Annotated in this window: 15 protein-coding genes, 2 pseudogenes and 1 riboswitch; of the genes and pseudogenes, 9 read left to right on the top strand and 8 right to left on the bottom strand. The window is 73.1% G+C overall.

Annotated features, from left to right (window positions below; translation table 11 throughout):
* Nucleotides 1-139: 139 nt before the first annotated feature.
* Nucleotides 140-1,543 (top strand): tannase/feruloyl esterase family alpha/beta hydrolase, encoded by a 1,404-nt coding sequence (locus ACFC0Z_RS04505; protein WP_376432624.1) that lies wholly within the window; start codon nucleotides 140-142, stop codon nucleotides 1,541-1,543.
* A gap of 24 nt (nucleotides 1,544-1,567) precedes the next feature.
* Here ACFC0Z_RS04505 and ACFC0Z_RS04500 read toward each other — a convergent pair whose 3' ends face one another.
* The 3 genes from ACFC0Z_RS04500 to ACFC0Z_RS04490 form a co-directional block, all read right to left on the bottom strand.
* Nucleotides 1,568-2,146, bottom strand: a complete 579-nt coding sequence (locus ACFC0Z_RS04500) for an MOSC domain-containing protein (protein WP_376432622.1) — start codon at nucleotides 2,144-2,146, stop codon at nucleotides 1,568-1,570.
* A 44-nt stretch (nucleotides 2,147-2,190) separates the two neighbouring features.
* Nucleotides 2,191-3,288, bottom strand: a complete 1,098-nt coding sequence (locus ACFC0Z_RS04495) for a fatty acid desaturase family protein (protein ID WP_376432620.1) — start codon at nucleotides 3,286-3,288, stop codon at nucleotides 2,191-2,193.
* A gap of 223 nt (nucleotides 3,289-3,511) precedes the next feature.
* Nucleotides 3,512-4,483, bottom strand: coding sequence for an ArsR/SmtB family transcription factor (locus ACFC0Z_RS04490; RefSeq protein ID WP_376433455.1), 972 nt, complete (start codon nucleotides 4,481-4,483; stop codon nucleotides 3,512-3,514).
* 84 nt (nucleotides 4,484-4,567) lie between these two features.
* Here ACFC0Z_RS04490 and ACFC0Z_RS04485 point away from each other — a divergent pair, with 84 nt between their 5' ends.
* The 3 genes from ACFC0Z_RS04485 to ACFC0Z_RS04475 all read left to right on the top strand — a co-directional run bounded on the left by ACFC0Z_RS04485 (nucleotide 4,568) and on the right by ACFC0Z_RS04475 (nucleotide 10,215).
* Complete coding sequence (locus tag ACFC0Z_RS04485; protein ID WP_376432618.1) at nucleotides 4,568-5,680, top strand: alpha/beta hydrolase family protein; 1,113 nt, start codon at nucleotides 4,568-4,570, stop codon at nucleotides 5,678-5,680.
* 132 nt (nucleotides 5,681-5,812) lie between these two features.
* Entirely contained in the window at nucleotides 5,813-8,773 is a 2,961-nt protein-coding gene (locus ACFC0Z_RS04480; RefSeq protein ID WP_376432616.1) for a DEAD/DEAH box helicase, read from the top strand.
* The gene (locus ACFC0Z_RS04475; protein ID WP_376432614.1) at nucleotides 8,770-10,215 is read left to right on the top strand and encodes an SWF or SNF family helicase; all 1,446 of its coding nucleotides are present in this window, start codon (nucleotides 8,770-8,772) and stop codon (nucleotides 10,213-10,215) included. Before ACFC0Z_RS04480 ends, ACFC0Z_RS04475 begins: the two co-directional genes overlap by 4 nt.
* Here ACFC0Z_RS04475 and ACFC0Z_RS04470 read toward each other — a convergent pair.
* Both ACFC0Z_RS04470 and ACFC0Z_RS04465 read right to left on the bottom strand, forming a co-directional pair.
* Nucleotides 10,196-10,939 carry a hypothetical protein gene (locus ACFC0Z_RS04470; protein WP_376432612.1) on the bottom strand — a complete coding sequence of 248 codons (744 nt, stop codon included), beginning with the start codon at nucleotides 10,937-10,939 and terminating at the stop codon, nucleotides 10,196-10,198. The two genes, ACFC0Z_RS04475 and ACFC0Z_RS04470, sit on opposite strands and share 20 nt — an antisense overlap.
* Nucleotides 10,940-11,324: 385 nt before the next feature.
* Nucleotides 11,325-12,179: a bifunctional 5,10-methylenetetrahydrofolate dehydrogenase/5,10-methenyltetrahydrofolate cyclohydrolase gene (locus tag ACFC0Z_RS04465; protein ID WP_376432611.1), complete on the bottom strand. Its 855-nt coding sequence runs from the start codon at nucleotides 12,177-12,179 to the stop codon at nucleotides 11,325-11,327.
* A 28-nt stretch (nucleotides 12,180-12,207) separates the two neighbouring features.
* Nucleotides 12,208-12,316, bottom strand: a riboswitch (ZMP/ZTP riboswitch).
* Between the two features lie 190 nt (nucleotides 12,317-12,506).
* Between ACFC0Z_RS04465 and ACFC0Z_RS04460 the strand changes: the two genes are divergently transcribed.
* Nucleotides 12,507-13,760: a GAF domain-containing protein gene (locus ACFC0Z_RS04460; protein WP_376432609.1), complete on the top strand. Its 1,254-nt coding sequence runs from the start codon at nucleotides 12,507-12,509 to the stop codon at nucleotides 13,758-13,760.
* Nucleotides 13,761-13,804: 44 nt separating this feature from the next.
* Nucleotides 13,805-15,328, top strand: a complete 1,524-nt coding sequence (locus ACFC0Z_RS04455; RefSeq protein WP_376432606.1) for an aldehyde dehydrogenase family protein — start codon at nucleotides 13,805-13,807, stop codon at nucleotides 15,326-15,328.
* A gap of 138 nt (nucleotides 15,329-15,466) precedes the next feature.
* Here the strand turns inward: ACFC0Z_RS04455 and ACFC0Z_RS04450 are convergent, their stop codons facing one another.
* Nucleotides 15,467-15,664 carry a hypothetical protein gene (locus tag ACFC0Z_RS04450; RefSeq protein ID WP_017237298.1) on the bottom strand — a complete coding sequence of 66 codons (198 nt, stop codon included), beginning with the start codon at nucleotides 15,662-15,664 and terminating at the stop codon, nucleotides 15,467-15,469.
* A 148-nt stretch (nucleotides 15,665-15,812) separates the two neighbouring features.
* Between ACFC0Z_RS04450 and ACFC0Z_RS04445 the strand changes: the two genes are divergently transcribed.
* The 3 genes and pseudogenes from ACFC0Z_RS04445 to ACFC0Z_RS04435 form a co-directional block, all read left to right on the top strand.
* A complete protein-coding gene (locus ACFC0Z_RS04445) occupies nucleotides 15,813-16,247 on the top strand; it encodes a helix-turn-helix domain-containing protein (protein WP_376432604.1) in 435 nt (144 codons plus the stop codon).
* A complete protein-coding gene (locus tag ACFC0Z_RS04440) occupies nucleotides 16,244-16,819 on the top strand; it encodes an IS630 family transposase (protein WP_356842485.1) in 576 nt (191 codons plus the stop codon). Before ACFC0Z_RS04445 ends, ACFC0Z_RS04440 begins: the two co-directional genes overlap by 4 nt.
* 202 nt (nucleotides 16,820-17,021) lie before the next feature.
* Nucleotides 17,022-17,675: pseudogene (locus tag ACFC0Z_RS04435) on the top strand (IS701 family transposase); the annotation flags it as partial.
* Between the two features lie 257 nt (nucleotides 17,676-17,932).
* Here ACFC0Z_RS04435 and ACFC0Z_RS04430 read toward each other — a convergent pair.
* Together ACFC0Z_RS04430 and ACFC0Z_RS04425 are read right to left on the bottom strand one after the other, a co-directional pair.
* Nucleotides 17,933-18,819, bottom strand: a pseudogene (locus ACFC0Z_RS04430) (PhzF family phenazine biosynthesis protein).
* A 380-nt stretch (nucleotides 18,820-19,199) separates the two neighbouring features.
* Nucleotides 19,200-20,156, bottom strand: a complete 957-nt coding sequence (locus tag ACFC0Z_RS04425) for an SCO0930 family lipoprotein (protein ID WP_376432601.1) — start codon at nucleotides 20,154-20,156, stop codon at nucleotides 19,200-19,202.
* Nucleotides 20,157-20,330: the final 174 nt, after the last annotated feature.

Raw genomic sequence — 20,330 nt, 5'->3', positions numbered from 1 at the left:
CGAAGTACCGAGCCGGTACCCGGATGTCTCCCACAGGGGACAACGACCTGTGGTGTGGCTCGACACCATGGTCCGGCGGTGGTGGTGCGTCGCAGTATGTGGCGCCGCACCCCCATCCGTCGTCCCTACGGAGGCCCACATGCGCCTGTTCCCAGGCGTTCCCCTGATCACCGCGTTCCTCACCGGGGTCACCGTCCTCGCTCCCGCGAGCACCGCCGGAGCCGCGTCGGACGCCGTCCCGTTCCCGGCCGCCGGCCAGGTCTCGGCGCACTGCGCGCGCCAGGACCGGCTGCACGTTCCCGGCGCCGAGCACCAGGAGTCCGCCTGCCTGGCGGACCTCACCACCAAGGGCCTCGCCGGCACCCCGTACACCGACATGGCCGACCAGGCCGGTCTGTCGTCGAAGGCGACCCGCAACCCCTCGGGCGTGCCGGGCGTCCAGATCGACGGGTATTTCCCCGACACGTCGACCTTCAACGCCACCCACGGCTGGGCCCACGACGCCCAGTTCGTCATCCGGCTGCCCGACAACTGGAACGGCGGACTCGTCGTCACCGGGGCTCCCGGCTCGCGCCGCCAGTACTCCACGGACACGCTCATCTCCGACCAGGTCCTCGCCCAGGGGTACGCGTACGCCGCCACCGACAAGGGCAACACCGGCGCCGACTTCTTCACCGACGGCGACGAGCCGGGCGACGCGGTCGCCGAGTGGAACCGCCGGGTGACCGAGCTGACGCGCGCCGCGAAGAAGGCCGTACGGCAGCGGTACGGCAGCGCCCCCGAGCGCACGTACATGACCGGCATCTCCAACGGCGGCTACCTGACGCGCTGGCAGCTGGAGAACCGCCCCGAGCTGTACGACGGCGGGGTCGACTGGGAGGGCGTCCTCTGGACCACCGAGGGTCCCAACCTGCTGACCAGCCTCCCGGTGACGGTGGCGCGCTCACGCGGTCTCGCCACGGACGACGACCTGATCACGGCCGGGTTCGCGCCGGGTTCGCGCTTCCTGTGGGCGTACCACGAGAAGGCGTACTGGGGGCTGACACAGAAGCTCTTCCGGGCCGAGTTCGACCCGGCGTACGACCCGGCCTGCCCGGGGACGACGGCGGGCCGCACGGTCGAGGAGATCTTCGCCGCCTGCGCCTCGGACGCCGTGTACGACTACGCCTCACGTCCGGCGTCCGTGCACCGCGCGGTCGCGAAGGTCGCGCTGACCGGCCGGATCGGGAAGCCGCTGATCACGCTCCACGGCGACCTGGACACCCTGCTGCCGATCTCGACCGACTCCGACGTGTACGACGGGATGATCGACGCGCGGGGCCGGGGCGGGCTGCACCGGTACTACACGGTGCAGGACGGCACCCACACGGACGGGCTGTACGACTCCTACCCGGACAAGCTGCGGCCGATCCTGCCCTGCTACCGCTCCGCGTTCGACGCGCTCACCCGCTGGGTCGAGGACGGTACGCGGCCGCCCGCCGACCGCACGATCACGCGGCCGGCGGAGGGTGACCTCGCCAACTCCTGCGCCCTGGGGCAGTAGGAGGGGAGATCGGAAGGGCCGTGCTCAGACCCGCTCAAGGGGTCGGTGCGGCCCTTCCGGCAGTTCGGCCCGGATCGTGTCGCCGGGGCGGACCTCGCCACCGGTCAGCACGATGCCCATGATGCCCGCCTTGCGGACGATCTCGCCCTGCTCGTCACGGCCGACGACCTGCTTGAGGAGGCCGTGGCAGAAGTCGTCGATCTGGGCGCACGGATTGCGGAGCCCGGTGACCTCGACGACGGCCTCGGCGCCCAGGTGGAGGAGCGTGCCGGTGGGCAGGCCGAGGAGGTCGATGCCCCGGGTGGTGACGTTCTCGCCCAGGTCGCCGGGGTGGACGTCGAATCCGGCGCCGGCGACCTCGTCGAAGAGTTCGGCGTGGATGAGGTGGACCTGCCGCAGGTTCGGCTGGGTCGGGTCCTGGGCGACGCGCGAGCGGTGCTTGACCGTGACTCCGGCGTGGACGTCGCCCTCGACGCCGAGACCGGCGAGGAGGGTGATGGCCTCCCGGTTGGGCTTGGTGAAGCTGTAGGTGCCGTTGCTGCTGACCGTGTGGACGGTGGCCGTCCGAGTGGCGGTCGTCCGGACGGTGGCGTCGACGCTCATGCCGTGGAGCTCCCCTTTTCCGATGGGCGTGATCACTCACGACCCTACTCGGCACGCTCCGCGTGCTCGGCGCGCAGGGGTTCCCCCACCTCGTGGAGGTGGCCGAGGGCCTGGCGGTACGACTCCACGAAGCCGGTCTCGGTGTACGGGATGCCGAGCGCCGCGCAGTGCGCGCGCACGGCGGGCTGCGCCAGGCGCAGGTGCGGGCGGGGCATGCTCGGGAAGAGGTGGTGCTCGACCTGGTAGTTGAGGCCGCCGAGGAACCAGTCGGTCAGCGCGCCGCTCCGGATGTTCCGCGAGGTGAGCACCTGGCGGTGCAGGTGGCCCCAGCTGTCGCCGTCGGCGTGCTCGTCGGGGCGCTCCATGCCCTTGTGGTTGGGGGCGAAGGCCATGCCGAGGTGGACGCCCAGGAGCATCTGGTGGACGAGGGCGAAGACAAGGGCCTGGAGCGGGTTCAGGAGGGTGAGGAGCAGGGTCGCGTACCCGGCGAAGTGGGCCAGGAGCAGGGCGCCTTCCACGAGCCGCTCGCGCCGGGTGCGGAAGGGGCCGTCCTGGGCGAGCAGCGACCGGACTCCGTACACCTTGAGCGCGATGCCTTCGAGGGTCGTGAGCGGGAAGAACAGCCAGGCCTGGTGCCGGGTGAGGAAGGCGTGCAGGCCCTTGCGGCCGGCGGTCTGGTGCTCGGCGAAGACGAGGATGTCGGCGGCGACGTCGGGGTCCTTGTCGAGGTGGTTGGGGTTCGCGTGGTGGCGGTTGTGCTTGTCGTTCCACCACTCGCGGCTCATGCCGAGGAGCAGGTTGGCGTGGACGAGCTGGATGATCCTGCTCGCCCTGCGGTCGGCGGTGATCTGGGCGTGCCCGGCGTCGTGGCCGACGAAGGCGGCGCGGGCGGAGAACAGGGCGAGCGGGACGGCGAGGGGGAGGGCCCACCAGGAGGGGCCGATCAGGGCCAGTCCCGCCACGACGGCGGCGATGGCGAGGAGGTTGACGACGATGCCCCGGGCGTACCAGCCGGGCCGGTGTTCGAGCAGTCCCTGGGCGCGGACCGTCCGCAGGAGCGGGCTGAACTCGCTGCCGCCCCGGGATCGCGGGGGCGCCTCGGCGGCGGCTGCTGCCGGGGGCAGGACGGTGGCCTGGGACATGGCGGGCTCCGGATTCTGTCGGACGGGTGGGTTCGGTGGGCGCCTGTCCACGAACCTACGGATCCGTGACCGTCCGGGGCCATGGCGTCACCACCCGTCCTGACCTGGGGGTGTTCGGGGGTACGGGGGTGGGGACAGCCCCACCCCCGTTCCGGTCGCGTCACCCCCGTGCCGGCCGCACCCCCGTGCCGGTCGCGCCGGCCGCACCCCCGTGCCGGTCGCGCTACGGCCGGGCGCCGACGACGAGGGTGCCGAGGGCCGTGCGCCGGTGGGTGACCGACCGGCCCGTACGGGTCGTCGTCGCCATGCCCGCCGACCTGAGCGCCGCCGCGTGGGAGGAGGCCGTCGCGTTGCTGACGCGGAGGGCGCGGGCCAGGGAAGTCGTGGTGTGCGGGTCGGCGAGGAGGCGCAGGGCGTCGAGCCGTGTGCGGCCGATGACGGTGGCCAGGGCCTCGGCGGGGTCCGACAATCCCTCGGCGGTGGGCGGGAGGCCGGGGCCGGCCGGGTACGTGAGAACCGCGGGACGGCTCGGGGAGTCCTGGACGAGCGGGCCGGCCGGATGGTGGAAGGTCGGCATCAGGATGAGGCCGCGGCCGTCGAGACGGACGTCGCGGTCGGGTCCCGCGCCGGGCCATTCCCACACGCCGTGGTGGAGGCGGGTGGCGCCCGGGCTCAGGGCGGTCAGGGCGGCGGCCAGGCCGTGCTCGGCGACCGTGAGGGCGTAGCGGGTGAACTCCTCGCGGTGCAGGTCCTGGACGACGGGCCAGACCGGGGCGAGGACCGTGTCGTACGCGCTTCGCTGGGCCGCCCGCACGGTCTGCCAGGCCGTCTCGTCGCCCGCGTACAGGCCCCGGAGCCAGGGCGGGGGCGCGGCGGCCGAAGTGTCGTACACCCGCGTGAGCTCGGCGCGGACGAGACCGGGGCGTGCGGCACGGATCCGGTCGAAACCGTCGGCCATCGTGTCGCCGAGGACGTCGAGGAAGACGGGTGGGCGGCCGGCCGGAACGAGGTCGGCGAGCGGGGCCGTCGAGGCGGGGAGGGAGCGCAGGACACGGCCGCGCCAGGGCGCGAAGAGGGGGCCGCCGCGCCGGGTCACGGCGGTCGTCAGGGCGGCGTGCAGTTCGTGGAGCGGTGCCGGGCGCGGCGCGAACCGGACACGGGCGAAGTCCCCGTCGGTGAAGTGGATGCGCAGCACTGCCACAGCTCCTCGTCCTGGGGCGGCCTTTCGGTCTGCGCCTGAACCTTCGCGTCGTCGCGGTCTGCTTCACAGGATGGCCGCATGACCTCTCGACGCACACTCCTCAAGGGCACCCTATGCGGGGCTGCCGCCGCCCTGCTGCCCACGGCCACGGCCACAGCCGCCGCCGTGACGCCCACGGACACGGACACGGACACGGTCGCGGCCGGCTCGCCGCTTCGGCTCCCCGCGCCCACCGGCCCGCACCCCGTCGGCCTGCGGACGGTCCACCTGACGGACCCGGCCCGTACCGATCCGTGGGTGGGCGGAGCGCGGCAGGTGATGCTGACCGTCCTCTACCCCGCCCGGTCGGTCCGCGGACGCGCTCCGGCTCCGCAGCTCACCCCGGCCGAGGCCGGGGAGTTCGCCGACGTCGCGCGGTTCATCCACCCCGGGCTGCCGGAGCCCGGCGCCGTGGACTGGGGTGCGGTCCTCACCCACGGGTACGTGGACGCGCCGCCGCTGCCCGGCAGGCGGCCGGTCCTCGTGTACTCGCCCGGCGGCGGTGACTCCCGGACGCTCGGTACGAGTCTCGCCGAGGACCTCGCGAGCCGCGGTCGCGTGGTCGTCCTCGTCGACCACCCCGGTGACGCCTCCCAGGTGGAGCTGCCGACCGGGATGCGGACGACCGTGCTGTTCGGGCCGCCGGACCCGGCGACCTTCCGCACGATGGTGGACACGCGGATAGCGGATCTCCGCACGGTCCTCGACCGCCTCGGCGAGCTGCCGCTCGCCCGGGTGATGGACCCGCGCCGGATCGGTCTCTACGGGCATTCCGCGGGCGGAACGGCCGTGGTGTACGCGGCCCGTGGCGACCACCGGGTCGGGGCGGTGGCGAATCTGGAGGGGTATCTCGACCTGTACCCGGCGCCGGTCGACTCGGGCAGGCCGCTGCTGCTGTTCCGTACGGACGGGTTCGACGAGGCCGCCCGCGTCGAGGCGTCCTGGGCGGGTGTCCCGGGGACGCGCACGCGGCTGGCCGACGCGAATCACTGGACGTTCACCGACTACGGAGCGCTCGTCCCACAGCTCCAGTCGGCCGGTCTCGTCACGGCGGCGACGCGGGCCGCGCTGGTAGGCGCCGGAGACCCCGCCGCGGGGCTCGCACGGGTACGGCGCCGGGTGGGGTCCTTCTTCGCCCGCCATCTGGCGTAACGGCAGCGGGAGACGGCGACCTGACCCCCTGGGGCCGAGTGGCGTGGCTCACGCGGAAATCGAACGCGTGGCGCGATCTCGTGGGGTACTCTCGGCGACTCGGTCCCCAGGTAGTCAAGTTTGAGGAATGCGTTGTCGCTGTCGCACGGACCCCATGATTCGGCCCGCGAACCCGCCCAAACCCCCACTCCCGACCTCATCTTCCACTCCGCCGTCTTCCTTCCCGCCGATCCGCCACGCGCCGGGCGCATCGCCTTCTGGTCCCCGCAGGACGAGGACCTTCCGGCCGACGCCCCCGCGAACGGCGAACTCACCGTCGTCGACGGGGACACCCTCGGTCTCCTGACCGTGCCCGCGCACACCCTTTCCGTACGGGAAGCGCTGCCGTTGCTCACGCGCGCGCGGTACGACGCGTCCGCCGCGCCGGCCACCGCCTTCTGGGGCGCATCCTCCCTCATCGCCCTCGACTTCGTCGCACGCGGACTGCTGCTGCCCGGGCTCACCGCCGGGGAGTTCGACGCGTGGCGGGCCGGCCCGCTCGGGGCCGAGGAGCTGGAGCGGCTGCGGACCCTGGCGGCGTCGATGCCGCCGAGCGCGCATGCCGTGCCACTGCCGTCCCCGGGGGGAGAATCGTCTCCCCTGCTGCCGGAACCCGAGGCGCTGCTGCGGGCGTTCGCCGACGCGGTCGCGGACACCCTGCCCCGTACCCCCGCCGCTCCCCTGGCGGCCGGCGGGCCCGCGTTCGCCGCCGAGGCGGCGCAGGCGATCCCCGAGCAGCGGGAATGGGCCGCCGACGTGGCGGCGGGGCACGACGCGGGCGTACGGCTGTCGCTGCGCGTCGAGGTCGTGGGGATCACGAGCGGGGCGACGGACCCTTCGGAGGACGAGGACCCCGGTTTCCGTGCCGTCCTGCAGATCCACTCCGTCGCCGACCCGACGCTCGTCGCCGACGCCGCGGAGGTGTGGGCAGGGTCCGGGGCCACGGCCGGGGCCTTCGGTCCCCGCGCGCGCATGGACGCGCTCCTCGCGCTCCGGCGCGCCGCGCGCGCCTGGCCGCCGCTGACTCCGCTGCTCACGGCGGCCGTTCCCGACACCTTCGAGCTCGCCGACGAGGAGGTCGCGGAGCTCCTGGGTCCGGCGGCGCGCGCGCTCGCGGCGACCGGTGTGCAGGTCCACTGGCCTCGCGAGCTCGCCGACCGGCTGACCACGCGGGCGGTGATCGGTCCCGTACCGGCGGAGGACCCCGTCCTCGCCGCGGACGAGGACCGGGAGAGGGAGACGTCGGGCGGAGAGGCGGCCCACGGGCACGGCCGTTCCTCCGGGCGCTCCTTCCTGTCCGCCGACTCGCTCCTCGCCTTCAACTGGCGTTTCGCGGTCGGCGACCACGAGCTGACCCGGGCCGAGCTCGACCGGCTCGCCGAGGCGGGCCGGCCGCTCGTCCGGCTGCGCGACCGCTGGGTCCTCGTCGATCCGGCCGAGGTGGCGAGAGCCCGTACCCGGCAGGACACCAAGGTCACCCCCGTGGACGCGCTGTCCGCCGTCCTCACCGGCACGGTGGAGGTCGGCGGCGCAGCCGTCGAGGTGACGGCGGCCGGTCCGTTGGAGCGCCTCCGGGAGCGGATCGCCGAGCCCGAGGGCGGCCGGCCCGAGATCGCGCAGCCCGCCGCGCTCGCCGCGACCCTGCGCGACTACCAGCTGCGCGGGCTCGACTGGCTGCACCGGATGACCTCGCTCGGTCTCGGCGGCTGCCTCGCCGACGACATGGGCCTCGGCAAGACCATCACCGTCATCGCGCTCCACCTGCACCGCCAGACCGATCCGGCGACGGCCGGGCCGACGCTCGTCGTCTGCCCGACCTCGCTCATGGGCAACTGGCAGCGGGAGATCGAGAAGTTCGCGCCCGGCACGCCGGTGCGCCGCTTCCACGGCGCCACGCGCGAGCTCGACGACCTCGCCGACGGCTGCGTGGTCCTCACGACGTACGGCACCATGCGCCTCGACACCGAGCGGCTCGCCGCGCGGGACTGGGGCCTGCTCGTCGCCGACGAGGCGCAGCACGTGAAGAACCCGTACTCGGCGACCGCGCGTGCCCTGCGGACGATCGGGGCACGCGCGCGCGTGGCGCTGTCCGGCACGCCGGTGGAGAACAACCTCTCCGAGCTGTGGGCGATCCTGGACTGGACGACGCCGGGCCTGCTCGGCACCCTCGGCGCCTTCCGCAGGCGGTACGCCTCCGCCGTCGAGGGCCGCACGGACCCGGCCGCGGCCGAGCGGCTCGGGGCGCTGGTCCGGCCGTTCCTGCTGCGGCGGCGCAAGTCGGACCCGGGCATCGCCCCCGAGCTGCCGCCGAAGACGGAGACCGACAGGACCGTCTCCCTGACGCCGGAACAGGCCGGGCTGTACGAGGCCGTGGTGCGCGAGATCATGGAGGCGATCGCGGACGCCGACGGCATGGAGCGGCGCGGGCTCGTCGTCAAACTCCTCACCGCGCTCAAGCAGATCTGCAACCACCCCGCCCAGTACCTCAAGGAGGACCGCCCGAGGATCGAGGGCCGATCGGGCAAGCTGGAGCTGCTCGACGAACTCCTCGACACGATCGTCTCCGAGGGCGCGAGCACCCTGGTCTTCACCCAGTACGTGGGCATGGCGCGGCTCCTGGAGACGCATCTCGCGGCGCGCGGCATCCGCGCGCAGTTCCTGCACGGCGGCACGCCCGTAGCCGAGCGCGAGGCGATGGTGGCGCGCTTCCAGGACGGCGAGGTGCCCGTCTTCCTGCTGTCGCTGAAGGCGGCGGGGACCGGGCTCAACCTGACCCGCGCCGAGCACGTCGTGCACTACGACCGCTGGTGGAACCCGGCCGTGGAGGCGCAGGCCACCGACCGGGCGTACCGGATCGGGCAGGACCGGCCGGTCCAGGTGCACCGGCTGATCGCGGAGGGCACGATCGAGGACCGGATCGCGGCCATGCTCGACCGCAAACGGGAACTGGCCGACGCCGTTCTCGGGACGGGCGGGGACACCCCGCCGGAACTGACCGAACTGACGGACGCCGAGCTGGCGGAGCTCGTACGGCTGCGAGGGGACGGACGATGAGCCGGGACGACGAGACGTACGGGTACGGGGACGGATACGGGTACGAGCGTGAGGGCGAGGCCCTGGAGACGGAGCAGCGGACGTTCGCGGCGCTGCCGCCCGCGCAGGGCTCGGCGTTCACCAGGACCTGGTGGGGCCGGGCGTGGCTCAAGGCCCTGGAGGACTCGGCGCTCGACGGGCAACAGCTGAAGGCGGGGCGGCGGCACGCGCGCGCGGGGGCGGTGGGGGCCGTGTCGGTGCGGCCCGGTCGGATCACGGCGGTCGTCAAGGACCGGGACGGGACGGCGTACCGCGCGGACGTGCTGGTGCGGGAGTTCTCGGAGGAGGAGTGGGAGCGGCTGCTCGACCTGGCCGTCGACAGCGCGGGGCACATCGCGGCGCTCCTGGACCGGGAGATGCCCCCGCACCTGGTGGAGGACGCGGCCGAGGCGGGTCTTGACCTGCTGCCGGGGATCGGCGACCTGGAGCCGGAGTGCGCCTGTGAGGCGTGGGACCACTGCCCGCACACCTCGGCGCTGTGCTACCAGGTGGCACGGCTCCTCGACGAGGACCCGTTCGTGCTGCTCCTGATGCGGGGGCGGGGCGAGCGGGCCGTGCTCGACGAGCTCCAGGCGCGCAGCGCGCGGCGGGCGTCCGCGCCCTCGGCGGGCGGCGGGCCGGAGGCGGCCGACGCGGCGGGCGCCGGCGGGTTCCCGGGCGTGCCGGCGGAGGAGGCGTACGCGGCGCGGGACATCCTGCCGCCGCTGCCCGCTCCCCCGGTGGCTCCGGCCGTGCCGGGCGATCCGCCGTCGCTGGACACGGAGACGGATCCGGAGCCGGGGGTCGATCCCACGGCGCTGGAGTTCCTGGCGCGGGACGCGGCCGTACGGGCGCGGCGGATGCTCGGCGCGGCGGCGGGCGGCGGCGACGGGCGTTCCGTCCCGGCGGAGGAGCCGCTGACGGCGGCTCAGGACGCGGTGCGGCTCGCGACGGGCTCGCCCGAGTCCTGGATCGCGACGCGGCTCGCGACCGGGTCGGGCCGGTCGCGGGCGGAGCTGGACCTCGCCACGCGCGCGTGGCGGGTCGGTGGCGCCGAGGCCCTCTCCGTACTGGAGGAGGAGTGGACGCCTGACGCCGAGACGCTCGCGCGTGCGGCGGCGCGGCTCGCGGAGGCCTGGGAGGACGGCGAACGGCCGGTGCTGCGGCGTGGCGCGGGGGCCCGGTGGACGGTGGTGGGCGCGGAGGCGCAGCTGCGGCTCGGCGCGGACGGCCGCTGGTGGCCGTACCGGAAGGATGGTGCCCGCTGGTCGCCCGCTGGTCCGGCGGACCGCGATCCGGCGGCGGCCCTGGCCCTGGCGGTCACGGCCGGCGCGGGGGACGCGGAGGGGCCGACAGGCAGGGAGGGGGCGGCGGACGTGGACCGTGCGGCGGACGCGAACGTCCCTACTGGAGACGGCCGGTGAGTGTGCCGCCCTCGGCGGCGGGGGCGACCAGGCTGCAGGCCACGGCGTCCGAGCCGAGGAGATAGCTGGTGCGGTAGGGGAACTGCACGAAGGTCGTCCAGCGGGTGCCGGCGGGCTGCTGGGCGGCCTTCTCGCGGAGCGGCACGCGGCAGAGCGCCGTGGCCGCCGCCCGTATCGTCCGGTCGTCGGCGAACCGGCCCGTCAGACGCGGCCGGGCCACCATCTCGGCGTGGTGCGGCGTGTCGCAGGAGCGCCGGAGCGCCGTGCCCGGCGCGGCGCGGTCGATGTCGAAGCACTGGCCGACGCGCAGCGCCTCGAAGGCGACGGGCCGCTCCTTGCGGACGGCGGGCACGTGGGTACGCGCGGGGGCGGTGGGGGCCAGGGTCGTCGCCGAGGTGGGCGGGACGGGGGGCGTGGGCGGAGCCGTACGGGCGTGTGTCGGCGTGTCGGCCTCGGGGGCGCCGGTCGTCGCGGCCGGCTCCGTCGGCGTGTCGGATTCCGTCGGCGCGTCGGACTGCGTCGGCGCGTCGGTCTCCGTGGGCGAGTCGGGTTCCGACGGCGCGTCGGTCCCGGGCCCGCGGGGTACCGGTACCCGCTGACCGGTGACGACCGGCGACGGTCCCGTCAGCGGCTGGTCGCCGGGCCGGCCGCTGGCGAGCGCGTCGGAGTTCTCGCCGCCGCCGATGACCGTGAAGCCGCCCACGACGAGGGCGGCGACGAGCATCGGGACGAGCGGGACGCCGAACCAGCGGGCGCGCAGCGCCGCGGGCCCCGGGCGCGGCGCCCCGACCCGTACGACACGTGACCAGGCGGGCGCGGCAGGCTTGTCGACCGGCGGCGGCGTCGCACGTTCTGGCGCAAATCCTCCGGCGGAGGGCGCACCCGACCCGCGGTCCTGCGGCGGAAAGTCGGACGGCTGATACGGCACGATCACCAGGGTTGCTTGTCCGCGCCCGCGACGCGAGCGATCAGGGGCCTGTCGGCGCGGCCTGTACGGAATCGTGACCATAGAGCGTCGTCGATGTCCGTCATGGCCGGAAAAGATCCCTCCACGCCGGGACACGCCCGGCCGGTACGAGCCCGGCCGGGTTCCCGCGTGAGTGCGGGGCCTACAGGCCGAGCTGGCGCTCGGCGGCCTCGACGGTCTGGGCGAGGAGGACCGCGATCGTCATCGGGCCGACGCCGCCGGGGACGGGGGTGATGAGGGAGGCGCGCTCGGCGGCGGAGGCGAACTCGACGTCGCCGACGTTGCCCGGGTTGTACCCGGCGTCGATGACGACGGCACCCGGCTTGATGTCCTCGCCCTTGATGAACTCGGGCTTGCCGACGGCCGCCACGAGGATGTCGGCCTCGCGGACGACGGAGGAGAGCTCCTTGGTGCGCGAGTGGCAGTAGGTGACGGTGGCGTCGCGACCGAGGAGGAGCAGGCCGGCCGGCTTGCCGAGGATCGCGCTGCGGCCGACGACGACGGCCCGCTTGCCGCTGAGCTCGACGTCGTACGCGTCGAGGAGGCGCGTGATGCCGCCGGGCGTGCAGGAGACGAAGCCGGGCAGGCCGAAGCCCATGGCCGCGAAGGAGGCCATGGTGACGCCGTCGACGTCCTTCTCCGGCGCGATGGCCTCGAAGGCGGCGCGCTCGTCGATGTGGGGGCCGACGGGGTGCTGGAGCAGGATGCCGTGGACCTCGGGGTCCTCGGAGAGCGCGGTGATCGCGGCGACGAGTTCCTCGGTCGTCGTGGAGGCGGGGAGCTCGACGTGCTTGGAGCGGATTCCGGCCTTCGCGCAGCGGTTCTGCTTCATCTTCACGTACGTCACGGAGGCCGGGTCCTCGCCGACCAGGACGGTGGCGAGACAGGGCGTGACCCCGGTGCGGCGGGTGATCTCGGCGGCGCGCTCGGCGGTCTCCTCGCCCGTGCGGCGGGCGAGGGCGGTGCCGTCCATGAGGGTGGCGGTGCTGGTGGACATGGCGTCTCCTGGGCGTCGTCGGTGACAGGTGGTTCGCCCAGGCGCACGGCAGCGGCACGGCCGCCCCGGTCGGGTGCGGTCCGTCCGGGCCGCTCCCCGGTGGTGATCCACCTCAAGCGCCAGTCACGGCCCGGGGTCCACTCTACGTGAGCGGCCGGAAGGCGGAAGGGGCCGGTCCCGGACACAGCGCATATGCCGGGACGCCGGGGCGCTTGTCGGGGGTCCGCCCACGCACGACGATGTGCCGCACGACGATGTGCCGGACGACGAGCGACGAACACCGGACGACGGCCCGCCGCGCGGGCGGACCTCGACGGGGAGGCCGAGTTGAGCGAGGCGTGGGTGGCGGGTGCGCGGGGCGGGACGACGACGGACACGAGGACCGATCCTCCGCCCCTGCGGCCGCTCGTCGCCGCCTCGTGGCGGCGTTCCGTACGCGCGCGCGTGAGCCGGGAGGGCGCGCCGCCGGTCGAGCTGGACGACGACGCGCTCGCGGCGCACCGGGAGGCTCATCCGCTGGCCGCGGCGATGCCGGTGATCCGCGAGCTGATGGGGGCGTACGCGACGGACGGGGAGCACCTCCTCGCGGTGTGCGACGCCGCCGGGCGGATGCTGTGGGTGGAAGGGCACGCGGGAACGCTGCGGAAGGCGAGCGGGGTGAACTTCGTGGCCGGGGCCCGCTGGTCGGAGTCGGTGGCCGGGACGAACGCGCCGGGCACGGCGCTCGCCGTGGACCGGCCGGTGCAGGTCGTGGCCGCCGAGCACTTCCGGCGGCCAGTGCGGGCGTGGACGTGCGCGGCGGCTCCGGTGCACGATCCGCACAGCGGGCGGGTGCTCGGGGCGGTCGACATCACGGGCGGCGAGCCGCTCGCGCACCCGCACAGCCTGGGCTTCGTGCAGGCGGTGGCGCGGGCGGCGGAGTCACAGCTCGCGCTCCTCGGCCCGGTGCCGAGGCCGACCGGACCGCGCCTCGCGGCGCTCGGCCGGGACGAGGCGGTGCTCACCGTGGACGGCCGGCGGACACGGCTGAGCCGTCGGCACAGCGAGATCCTGGTGGTCCTGGCGCACCGCCCGGAGGGGGTGGGCGGCGACGAGCTCCTGACGCTCCTGTACGAGGACGAGGCAGCGGCGCCGGTGACACTGCGGGCGGAGCTGTCCCGGCTGCGGGCGCTGCTCGGGCCCGATGTGCTGCGCTCGCGTCCGTACCGGCTCGCGGGCCCGGTGGAGGCGGACTTCGCGGTGGTGGACCGGCGGCTGGCGTCGGGGGCGGTGTCGGCGGCGGCGCGGGAGTACACGGGCCCGCTGCTTCCGGGGTCGCTCGCCCCCGGGGTCGTACGGCTGCGGGAACGGCTCGCGGACCGGCTGCGGGCGGCGCTGGTGGAGCGGCGGGATCCGGGGCTGCTCGCGGACTGGGTGTACAGCGCGTGGGGCGAGGACGACGTGACGGCGTGGCGGGCCCTCTGCGCGACGCTGCCCACCGCCCAACTCCCGCCCGCACGGGCACGACTGGAAGCACTGGAGACGGAACTGGCGTCCGGTGCAACGTCGTTGCAACGTCCCTCAGCCCAGACTCGGCGGTGAGCGCCGGTCAGGGACGACCGGCCGCGTCGAGGGAGGCCATGCCCATGACCCGTTACGCCGCACCCGGTACCCAGGGCGCGCTCATGTCGTACGCGCCCCGCTACGACCACTGGATCGGCGGCGAGTACGTCGCCCCGGCACGCGGCCGGTACTTCGAGAACCCCAGCCCGGTCGACGGGCGCGCCTTCACGGAGATCGCGCGCGGTACGGCCGAGGACGTGGAGCGGGCACTCGACGCGGCGCACGCGGCGGCGCCCGCTTGGGGGCGTACGGCGGCGGCCGACCGCGCGAACGTACTGTTGCGGATCGCGGACCGGATGGAGAGCAGCCTGGAGGCGCTCGCGGTCGCGGAGAGCTGGGACAACGGCAAGCCCGTACGGGAGACGCTGGCCGCCGACATCCCGCTGGCGATCGACCACTTCCGCTACTTCGCGGGGGCGCTGCGGGCGCAGGAGGGCTCGCTGAGCGAGATCGACGACGACACGGTGGCGTACCACTTCCACGAGCCGCTGGGAGTCGTCGCGCAGATCATCCCGTGGAACTTCCCGATCCTGATGGCGGTGTGGAAGCTGGCACCGGCGCTGGCGGCGGGCAACGCGGTGGTCCTCAAGCCGGCCGAACAGACCCCGGCCTCCGTCCACTTCTGGCTGAGCCTGGTCGCGGACCTGCTGCCGCCGGGCGTCCTCAACATCGTCAACGGCTTCGGCGAGGAGGCCGGCAAGCCGCTCGCGTCCTCGCCCCGGGTCGCGAAGATCGCCTTCACCGGCGAGACGACGACGGGTCGCCTGATCCTGGGCTACGCGGTGGAGAACCTGAAGCCCGTGACGCTCGAACTGGGCGGCAAGTCGCCGAACATCTTCTTCGACGACGTCTGGGCGTCGGACGACGACTTCCGGGACAAGGCCCTGGAAGGCTTCACGATGTTCGCCCTCAACCAGGGCGAGGTGTGCACCTGCCCCTCGCGCGCGCTGGTCCAGCGCGGCCACTACGGCGACTTCCTGGAGGCCGCCGTGGCCCGTACGGAGAAGATCGTCGCCGGCCACCCCCTGGACACGTCCACGATGATCGGCGCGCAGGCCTCGGCCGAGCAGCTCCGGAAGATCCTCTCGTACCTGGAGATCGGCCAGCAGGAGGGCGCGAAGATCCTGACGGGCGGACAGGTCGTCGAGCACGGCGGCGACCTGGCGGGCGGCTACTACGTCCAGCCGACGATCTTCGAGGGCGACAACCGCATGCGGATCTTCCAGGAGGAGATCTTCGGCCCGGTCGTCGCGGTGACGTCCTTCACCGACTTCGACGACGCGATCAGCACGGCCAACGACACCCTGTACGGCCTCGGCGCCGGCGTCTGGACCCGCGACACGAACACCGCCTACCGCGCGGGCCGCGCCATCCAGGCGGGCCGCGTCTGGACCAACTGCTACCACGCCTACCCGGCCCACGCGGCCTTCGGCGGCTACAAGCAGTCGGGCATCGGCCGCGAGACGCACCGGATGATGCTGGACCACTACCAGCAGACGAAGAATCTGCTGGTGTCCTACTCGCCGAAGCGGCTCGGCTTCTTCTAGGGACACAAAGTGAGGCGCCTGACCTGGGCTTTTACCCGTCAGGCGCCTCTCGACAGCCTCATCCATCGCAGCAGCCGACTTGCGTCGGAACTCCCGGTTCGTCCCACCCGTATCCCGCTCCTGACCAGCTGTTCCGGTCTATTTCCGGTCCAAGCTCGGTCCATCGGCGGGAGTCCCGCCTCGGTGGATGCGGTCCCATTCCTCCATCGACTGCTCGATGAGGCGATTGGCCTGCTCCCGGACCCCGTCCAGGAACTTGGCGTAGAAGCGGAAGAGGACCTCGATGCTCTGGCCGGCCCGGCGGGCGCACTCGGCCGGGTCGACGCCGGAGTACAACCAGAAGGAGATCCCAGCGTGCCTACTGATCTTTTCGTTAGTTCCGTGGGTGCGGCGGGGTTGTTGGCGGGATCCTGATGCGGTGTCTTTCACGCCTCCGTCTGTTGTTCCTCCTTTGACTCGGCCGCAGTTGGCCGGGGCCCGGCGTGTGCGGGCGGCCGAGTTGTTCGACCAGGGGCGTTCGGGCGCCGAGATCGCGCGGATGCCGGGGGTCAGTGACGAGAGTGTGCGGCGGTGGAAGCGGGTCTGGGAGAAGGACGGCGCCGATGCCTTGCGCCGGCGCCCGGCCACCGGCCGTCCGCCCAAGCTGGACGATGCCCAGGTCGAGCGGGTGCGGACCGCGCTGGAGCAGGGCGCCCAGGCGCATGGCTTCGAGGCCGATCTGTGGACACTGGAGCGGGTCAGTACGGTCGTCACGCGGGTGACGGCGGTGACGCTGTCGAAGGCCTCGGTATGGCGGCTGCTGACCGGCCGGCTCGGACGGAGCCTGCAGCGGCCCGAACGGCGAGCGGCCGAGCGCGACGAATCCGAGATCGCCCGCTGGATCGCGCACGAGTGGCCCCGCATCAAAAGGGGGCGGTGAACACACGTGCCTGGATCGTGTTCCTCGACGAATCGGGAGTGTCGCTGCTGCCGCAGGTCCGCCGCACCTATGCACCCCGCGGCCGCACCCCGCTCCTGCGGCACCGGCTGAACTGGAAACGCGCCTCGATGGCCGCGGCTCTCGGCTACCACGCCGCCGACCCCGAACGCAGACCGCGGTTGTGCTTCCACCTCAAACCCGGCAGCTACGACACCGCCGCACTCATCGAGATGCTTGAACAGCTCAAGACGTTCTACCGCGGCGAGCGGGTGATCCTGGTCTGGGACGGACTGTCCGCCCACTGGAGCCGGGCGATGCGGGCCTGGGTCGCCGAGCAGGACTGGCTGACCCTGGAACGATTACCGGCTTACGCGCCTGAGCTGAATCCGGTGGAACTGCTGTGGTCCTCGCTGAAGAAACGCGAGCTCGCCAACCTCGCCGGCGACCACCTTGCCGATGTCGCCGATGCCACCGAACAAGGCATCCACCGCATCAACCACAACCCGCAGCTGCCCTGGTCCTTCCTCACCCACACCGGCCTCACCCTCCACCCGCCAACCCCACAGAACTAACGAAAAGATCAGTAGTACTCCAGCAGGACCTTGGTGTCTGACCTGCGGGTTTCGCTGGGCGGCTGGAGTGTAGCGGGCCGTGGTGTGGTCAGGGGCGGTCTTCGTCAGGCTGTCCATCGATCGTGCGACAGCGCCGCACGTAGTGGCAGCGGTGGGGCAGCTTCCCAAGGTGATCAGCGCGCGTGTTGGCAAGCAGTGGAACCTGGACCTGGACGACCTCTTCGTGAGCATTGGCCATCGGTTCGGCCGGGTGGAACTACGCCGTCGCATGCGCGACTACGTACGTGGCCTCCTCGCCCCGGTGGCCCGGAAGAACAGCTGGCAACTGGCTGAGCAGGCAGGCCACGCAACCCCCGATGGCCTGCAGCACCTACTCACCGGGGCGAAGTGGAATCCCGACGACATCCGCGATGACCTGCAGGAATACGTCGCTGACAAGCTTGGCGAGAGCGATGGCGTCCTCATCATCGACGACACCGGGTTCATCAAGAAGGGCACCACATCCGCCGGGGTCCAGCGCCAATACTCCGGAACCGCCGGCCGCACCGAGAACTGCCAGATCGGCGTCTTCGCCGCCTACGCCACCACCTTGGGCCGGGCCCTGGTCGACCGTGAGCTCTACCTGCCCAAGTCCTGGACCGAGGACCGGACACGCTGCCGCGCTGCCAGAATCCCCGACGAGCGGGAGTTCGCCACCAAGGGCGAACTGGCCCGGCGTATGGTGCTGCGGTCCCTCGCCTCGCCGCTGCCCATCTCCTGGGTCACCGCAGACTCCGCCTACGGAGGGGAGAGCCGCTTTCGCCGGCTGCTGGAACAGTCCGGCGTCGGCTACGTGCTGGCCGTGCCCAAGTCCCAGTTCACTGTGGGCTGCCCCCGCATCGACACCTGCGCGGACACCGAGGACGACGCCACGCGCTGAGCTGGTCGAATTGGCGTCGACGACGCCAAGCAGCCGCCCGGCGCTGTCACTACCAGCGACGCCGACGCACGACCGAGGGGCGGTCTCTTCGAGACCGCCCCTGACCAACTCCCGCCCCGCTACACTCCAGCCGCCCGGCATCGCCCCAGGTCAGACACCAAAGCCCTGCTGGAGTACTAGGCCTGTCGTTTGGATCAGGCCGGGATGCGGGTCCCTGCGCCGCCGACCCTGATCCGCCGGTCGCCCGCCCGCAGTTCCACCGTCAGGACGCCGGGGCGTCCCATGTCCTCCCCCTGGTGGAGGGTGAGGACCGTCGCCTCGGGCACGAGTCCGAGCTCACGGGCGTACGCGCCGAAGGCAGCGGCCGCCGCCCCGGTCGCCGGGTCCTCGACCACACCGCCCCCCGGGAACGGGGCGCGGACGTGGAAGACCTCCGCAGAGGCGCGCCAGACCAACTCCAGCGTCGTCAGGTCGAGCCGGTGCATGAGGGCCTCCAGCCGGGCGAAGTCGTACGCCAGGCGGGCCAGGCGCTCTCGGCTCGCGGCGGCAAGGACCAGATGGCGGGCGCCCGCGAAGGCGATGCGGGGAGGCAGGGCGGGGTCGAGGTCGCCGGTCGGCCAGTCGAGCGCGGCGAGTGCCTCTGCCAGGTCATCGGCCGCGACCTCCTCGATGTGCGGCTCGACGCTCGTGAGTGTGGCCCGCAACGCCCCGCCCTCGCGCGTCACGGTGACCGGCACGGTCCCGGCCCGCGTGGTGAACACCAGGTCGCCGGGGCCGATGCGCTCGCCGAGGGCCACGGCCGTCGCGACGGTGGCGTGACCGCACAAGGGCACTTCCGCCTTGGGACTGAAGTAGCGGATGGTGTACGCGCGCCCGGCGTCCGACGCGCCGGAGCCCGCTCCCTCGGACGGCGCTGTCAGGACGCGCTCTCGCTGTAGCCGACTTCGGCGGCGATCACCAGCATCTCCTCGCCGCTGAGGCCCGTGGCGTCGAGAACGGTTCCGGCGGGATTGCCTCCCTCGGGATCGTCGGAGAAGGCGGTGTAACGCAGGACGTCGGGGGTTTCCCGTATGGAGTTCATGCCGGGGCAACGGCGCGGATCCCCGGGTTGGTTCCCCAGATAGGGACCGTCTCATCCCGTGTGACTTCGTAGTTCCACGTCACGTCGCGCTTGTGGTGGCTAACGGTCGGCGCCCTGCCCGATCGCGCGGAGGACATCGGCGAGCCGGACCAGGTGGTGGCCCACGGCCCGGTTCGGGTCGGCGAGGAGGTCCTCAAGGTGCTGCCATGACTCGGAGAGCTGCCCGATCGTGATCTTTCTCGGTTCGTTGGGGACGTCGTAGAGTTCGTCGCCCGGAACGGACCAGAAGTATCGCCGTGCTCGCGCCGGCCATACTGGCCGCCGTTGCCGCCGCCACCCCCCACACACCGGCGGGTGCGCGGGGTGGCGGAGGGGGACCGTTACTTGGCGAGTTTGCCGTCGGCCGTTACGGCGAACCAGGTGCCGCCCACGCCCTGGCCGTTGGTCTCGCCGGGCGTCTTGTCGCCGGTGAACCAGTACAGCGGCCAGCAGTCGATGGTCAGCTGCTTCGTGCCGTCCGGGCGGGTGTAGGAGATCAGCTTCTTCGGGTCGATGCCCTCGACCTTGTTGACGTCGACCAGCTTGGCCGGCCGCCACTTCTCCAGGCACGTGCCCTCGCAGTTCGACTTCATCGGCCAGGCGGTGTCCTTGGTGAAGCGGTACAGGGTGCGGCCCTTCCCGTCCCGGATGATCTTTCCCAGCTTGCCGTTCTCGGCCAGCGAGAGCGCGGGCAGCGCCGCCCCATCCGACTCCCCCGCGCCCGGCGCGGCGGTGCCGGGCTGCTGAGCACCCGCTTTCTTGCCGTCCGGGGTGACCGCGAACCAGGTACCGCCCACCCCCTGGCCGTTGGTCTGGCCCGGCGCGGTGTCCTTCGCGAACCGGTAGACCGGCCAGCCCGCGATCGTCAGCTGCTCGACGCCGTCGGCCCGCTTGAGGGAGCCGACACGCGACGCGTCCACACCGCCGGGCTCGGTGCTGCCCGCGGGGACCGGAGGCCAGGTCTTGGCGCAGTCGCCGGCGCAGGCGGAGGTGGAAGGACTGGCGGTGTCGTTGTCGAACCGGTAGAGGGTGAAGCCCTTCGCGTCGACGACCACGGATCCGAGCTTGGCATCGTCACGGACCGCCAGCGGCCCCGACGCCGTCGCGCCGCCCGCCGCGGCCGCCCCGGCCGTACCGCTGCCGTACGCGTCGCCCCCGGCGGCCGTGGCAGCGGGCGGCGCGACGGTGGAACCGGCCGCCCCCGTCCCTGTCCCCGTCGCCTGCGTTCCACAGGCCGTCACCCCGAACAGCAACGCGGCCCCGGCCGTGGCGACGGTGAACTTACGCGTGTTCATCATGACAACTCCTCATATCCGGTGCTTCGTTGTGCTGTGTCGGCACCGGAAACACGCGGCCCGTCCAGGGCGGGTTCAATGGATTCGAAAAACTTTTGCGGTGTCCTCCACCGGGCATCCCCGGCCGTCCCGCGCACACGAACGCCGGCCGGGCACGAAGCCCGGCCGGCGCTCTCC

It is taken from the genome of Streptomyces sp. NPDC056144 (genome assembly GCF_042264145.1).
Classification (GTDB): Bacteria; Actinomycetota; Actinomycetes; order Streptomycetales; family Streptomycetaceae; genus Streptomyces.
This window is presented reverse-complemented; position numbering and strand designations above follow the sequence as displayed.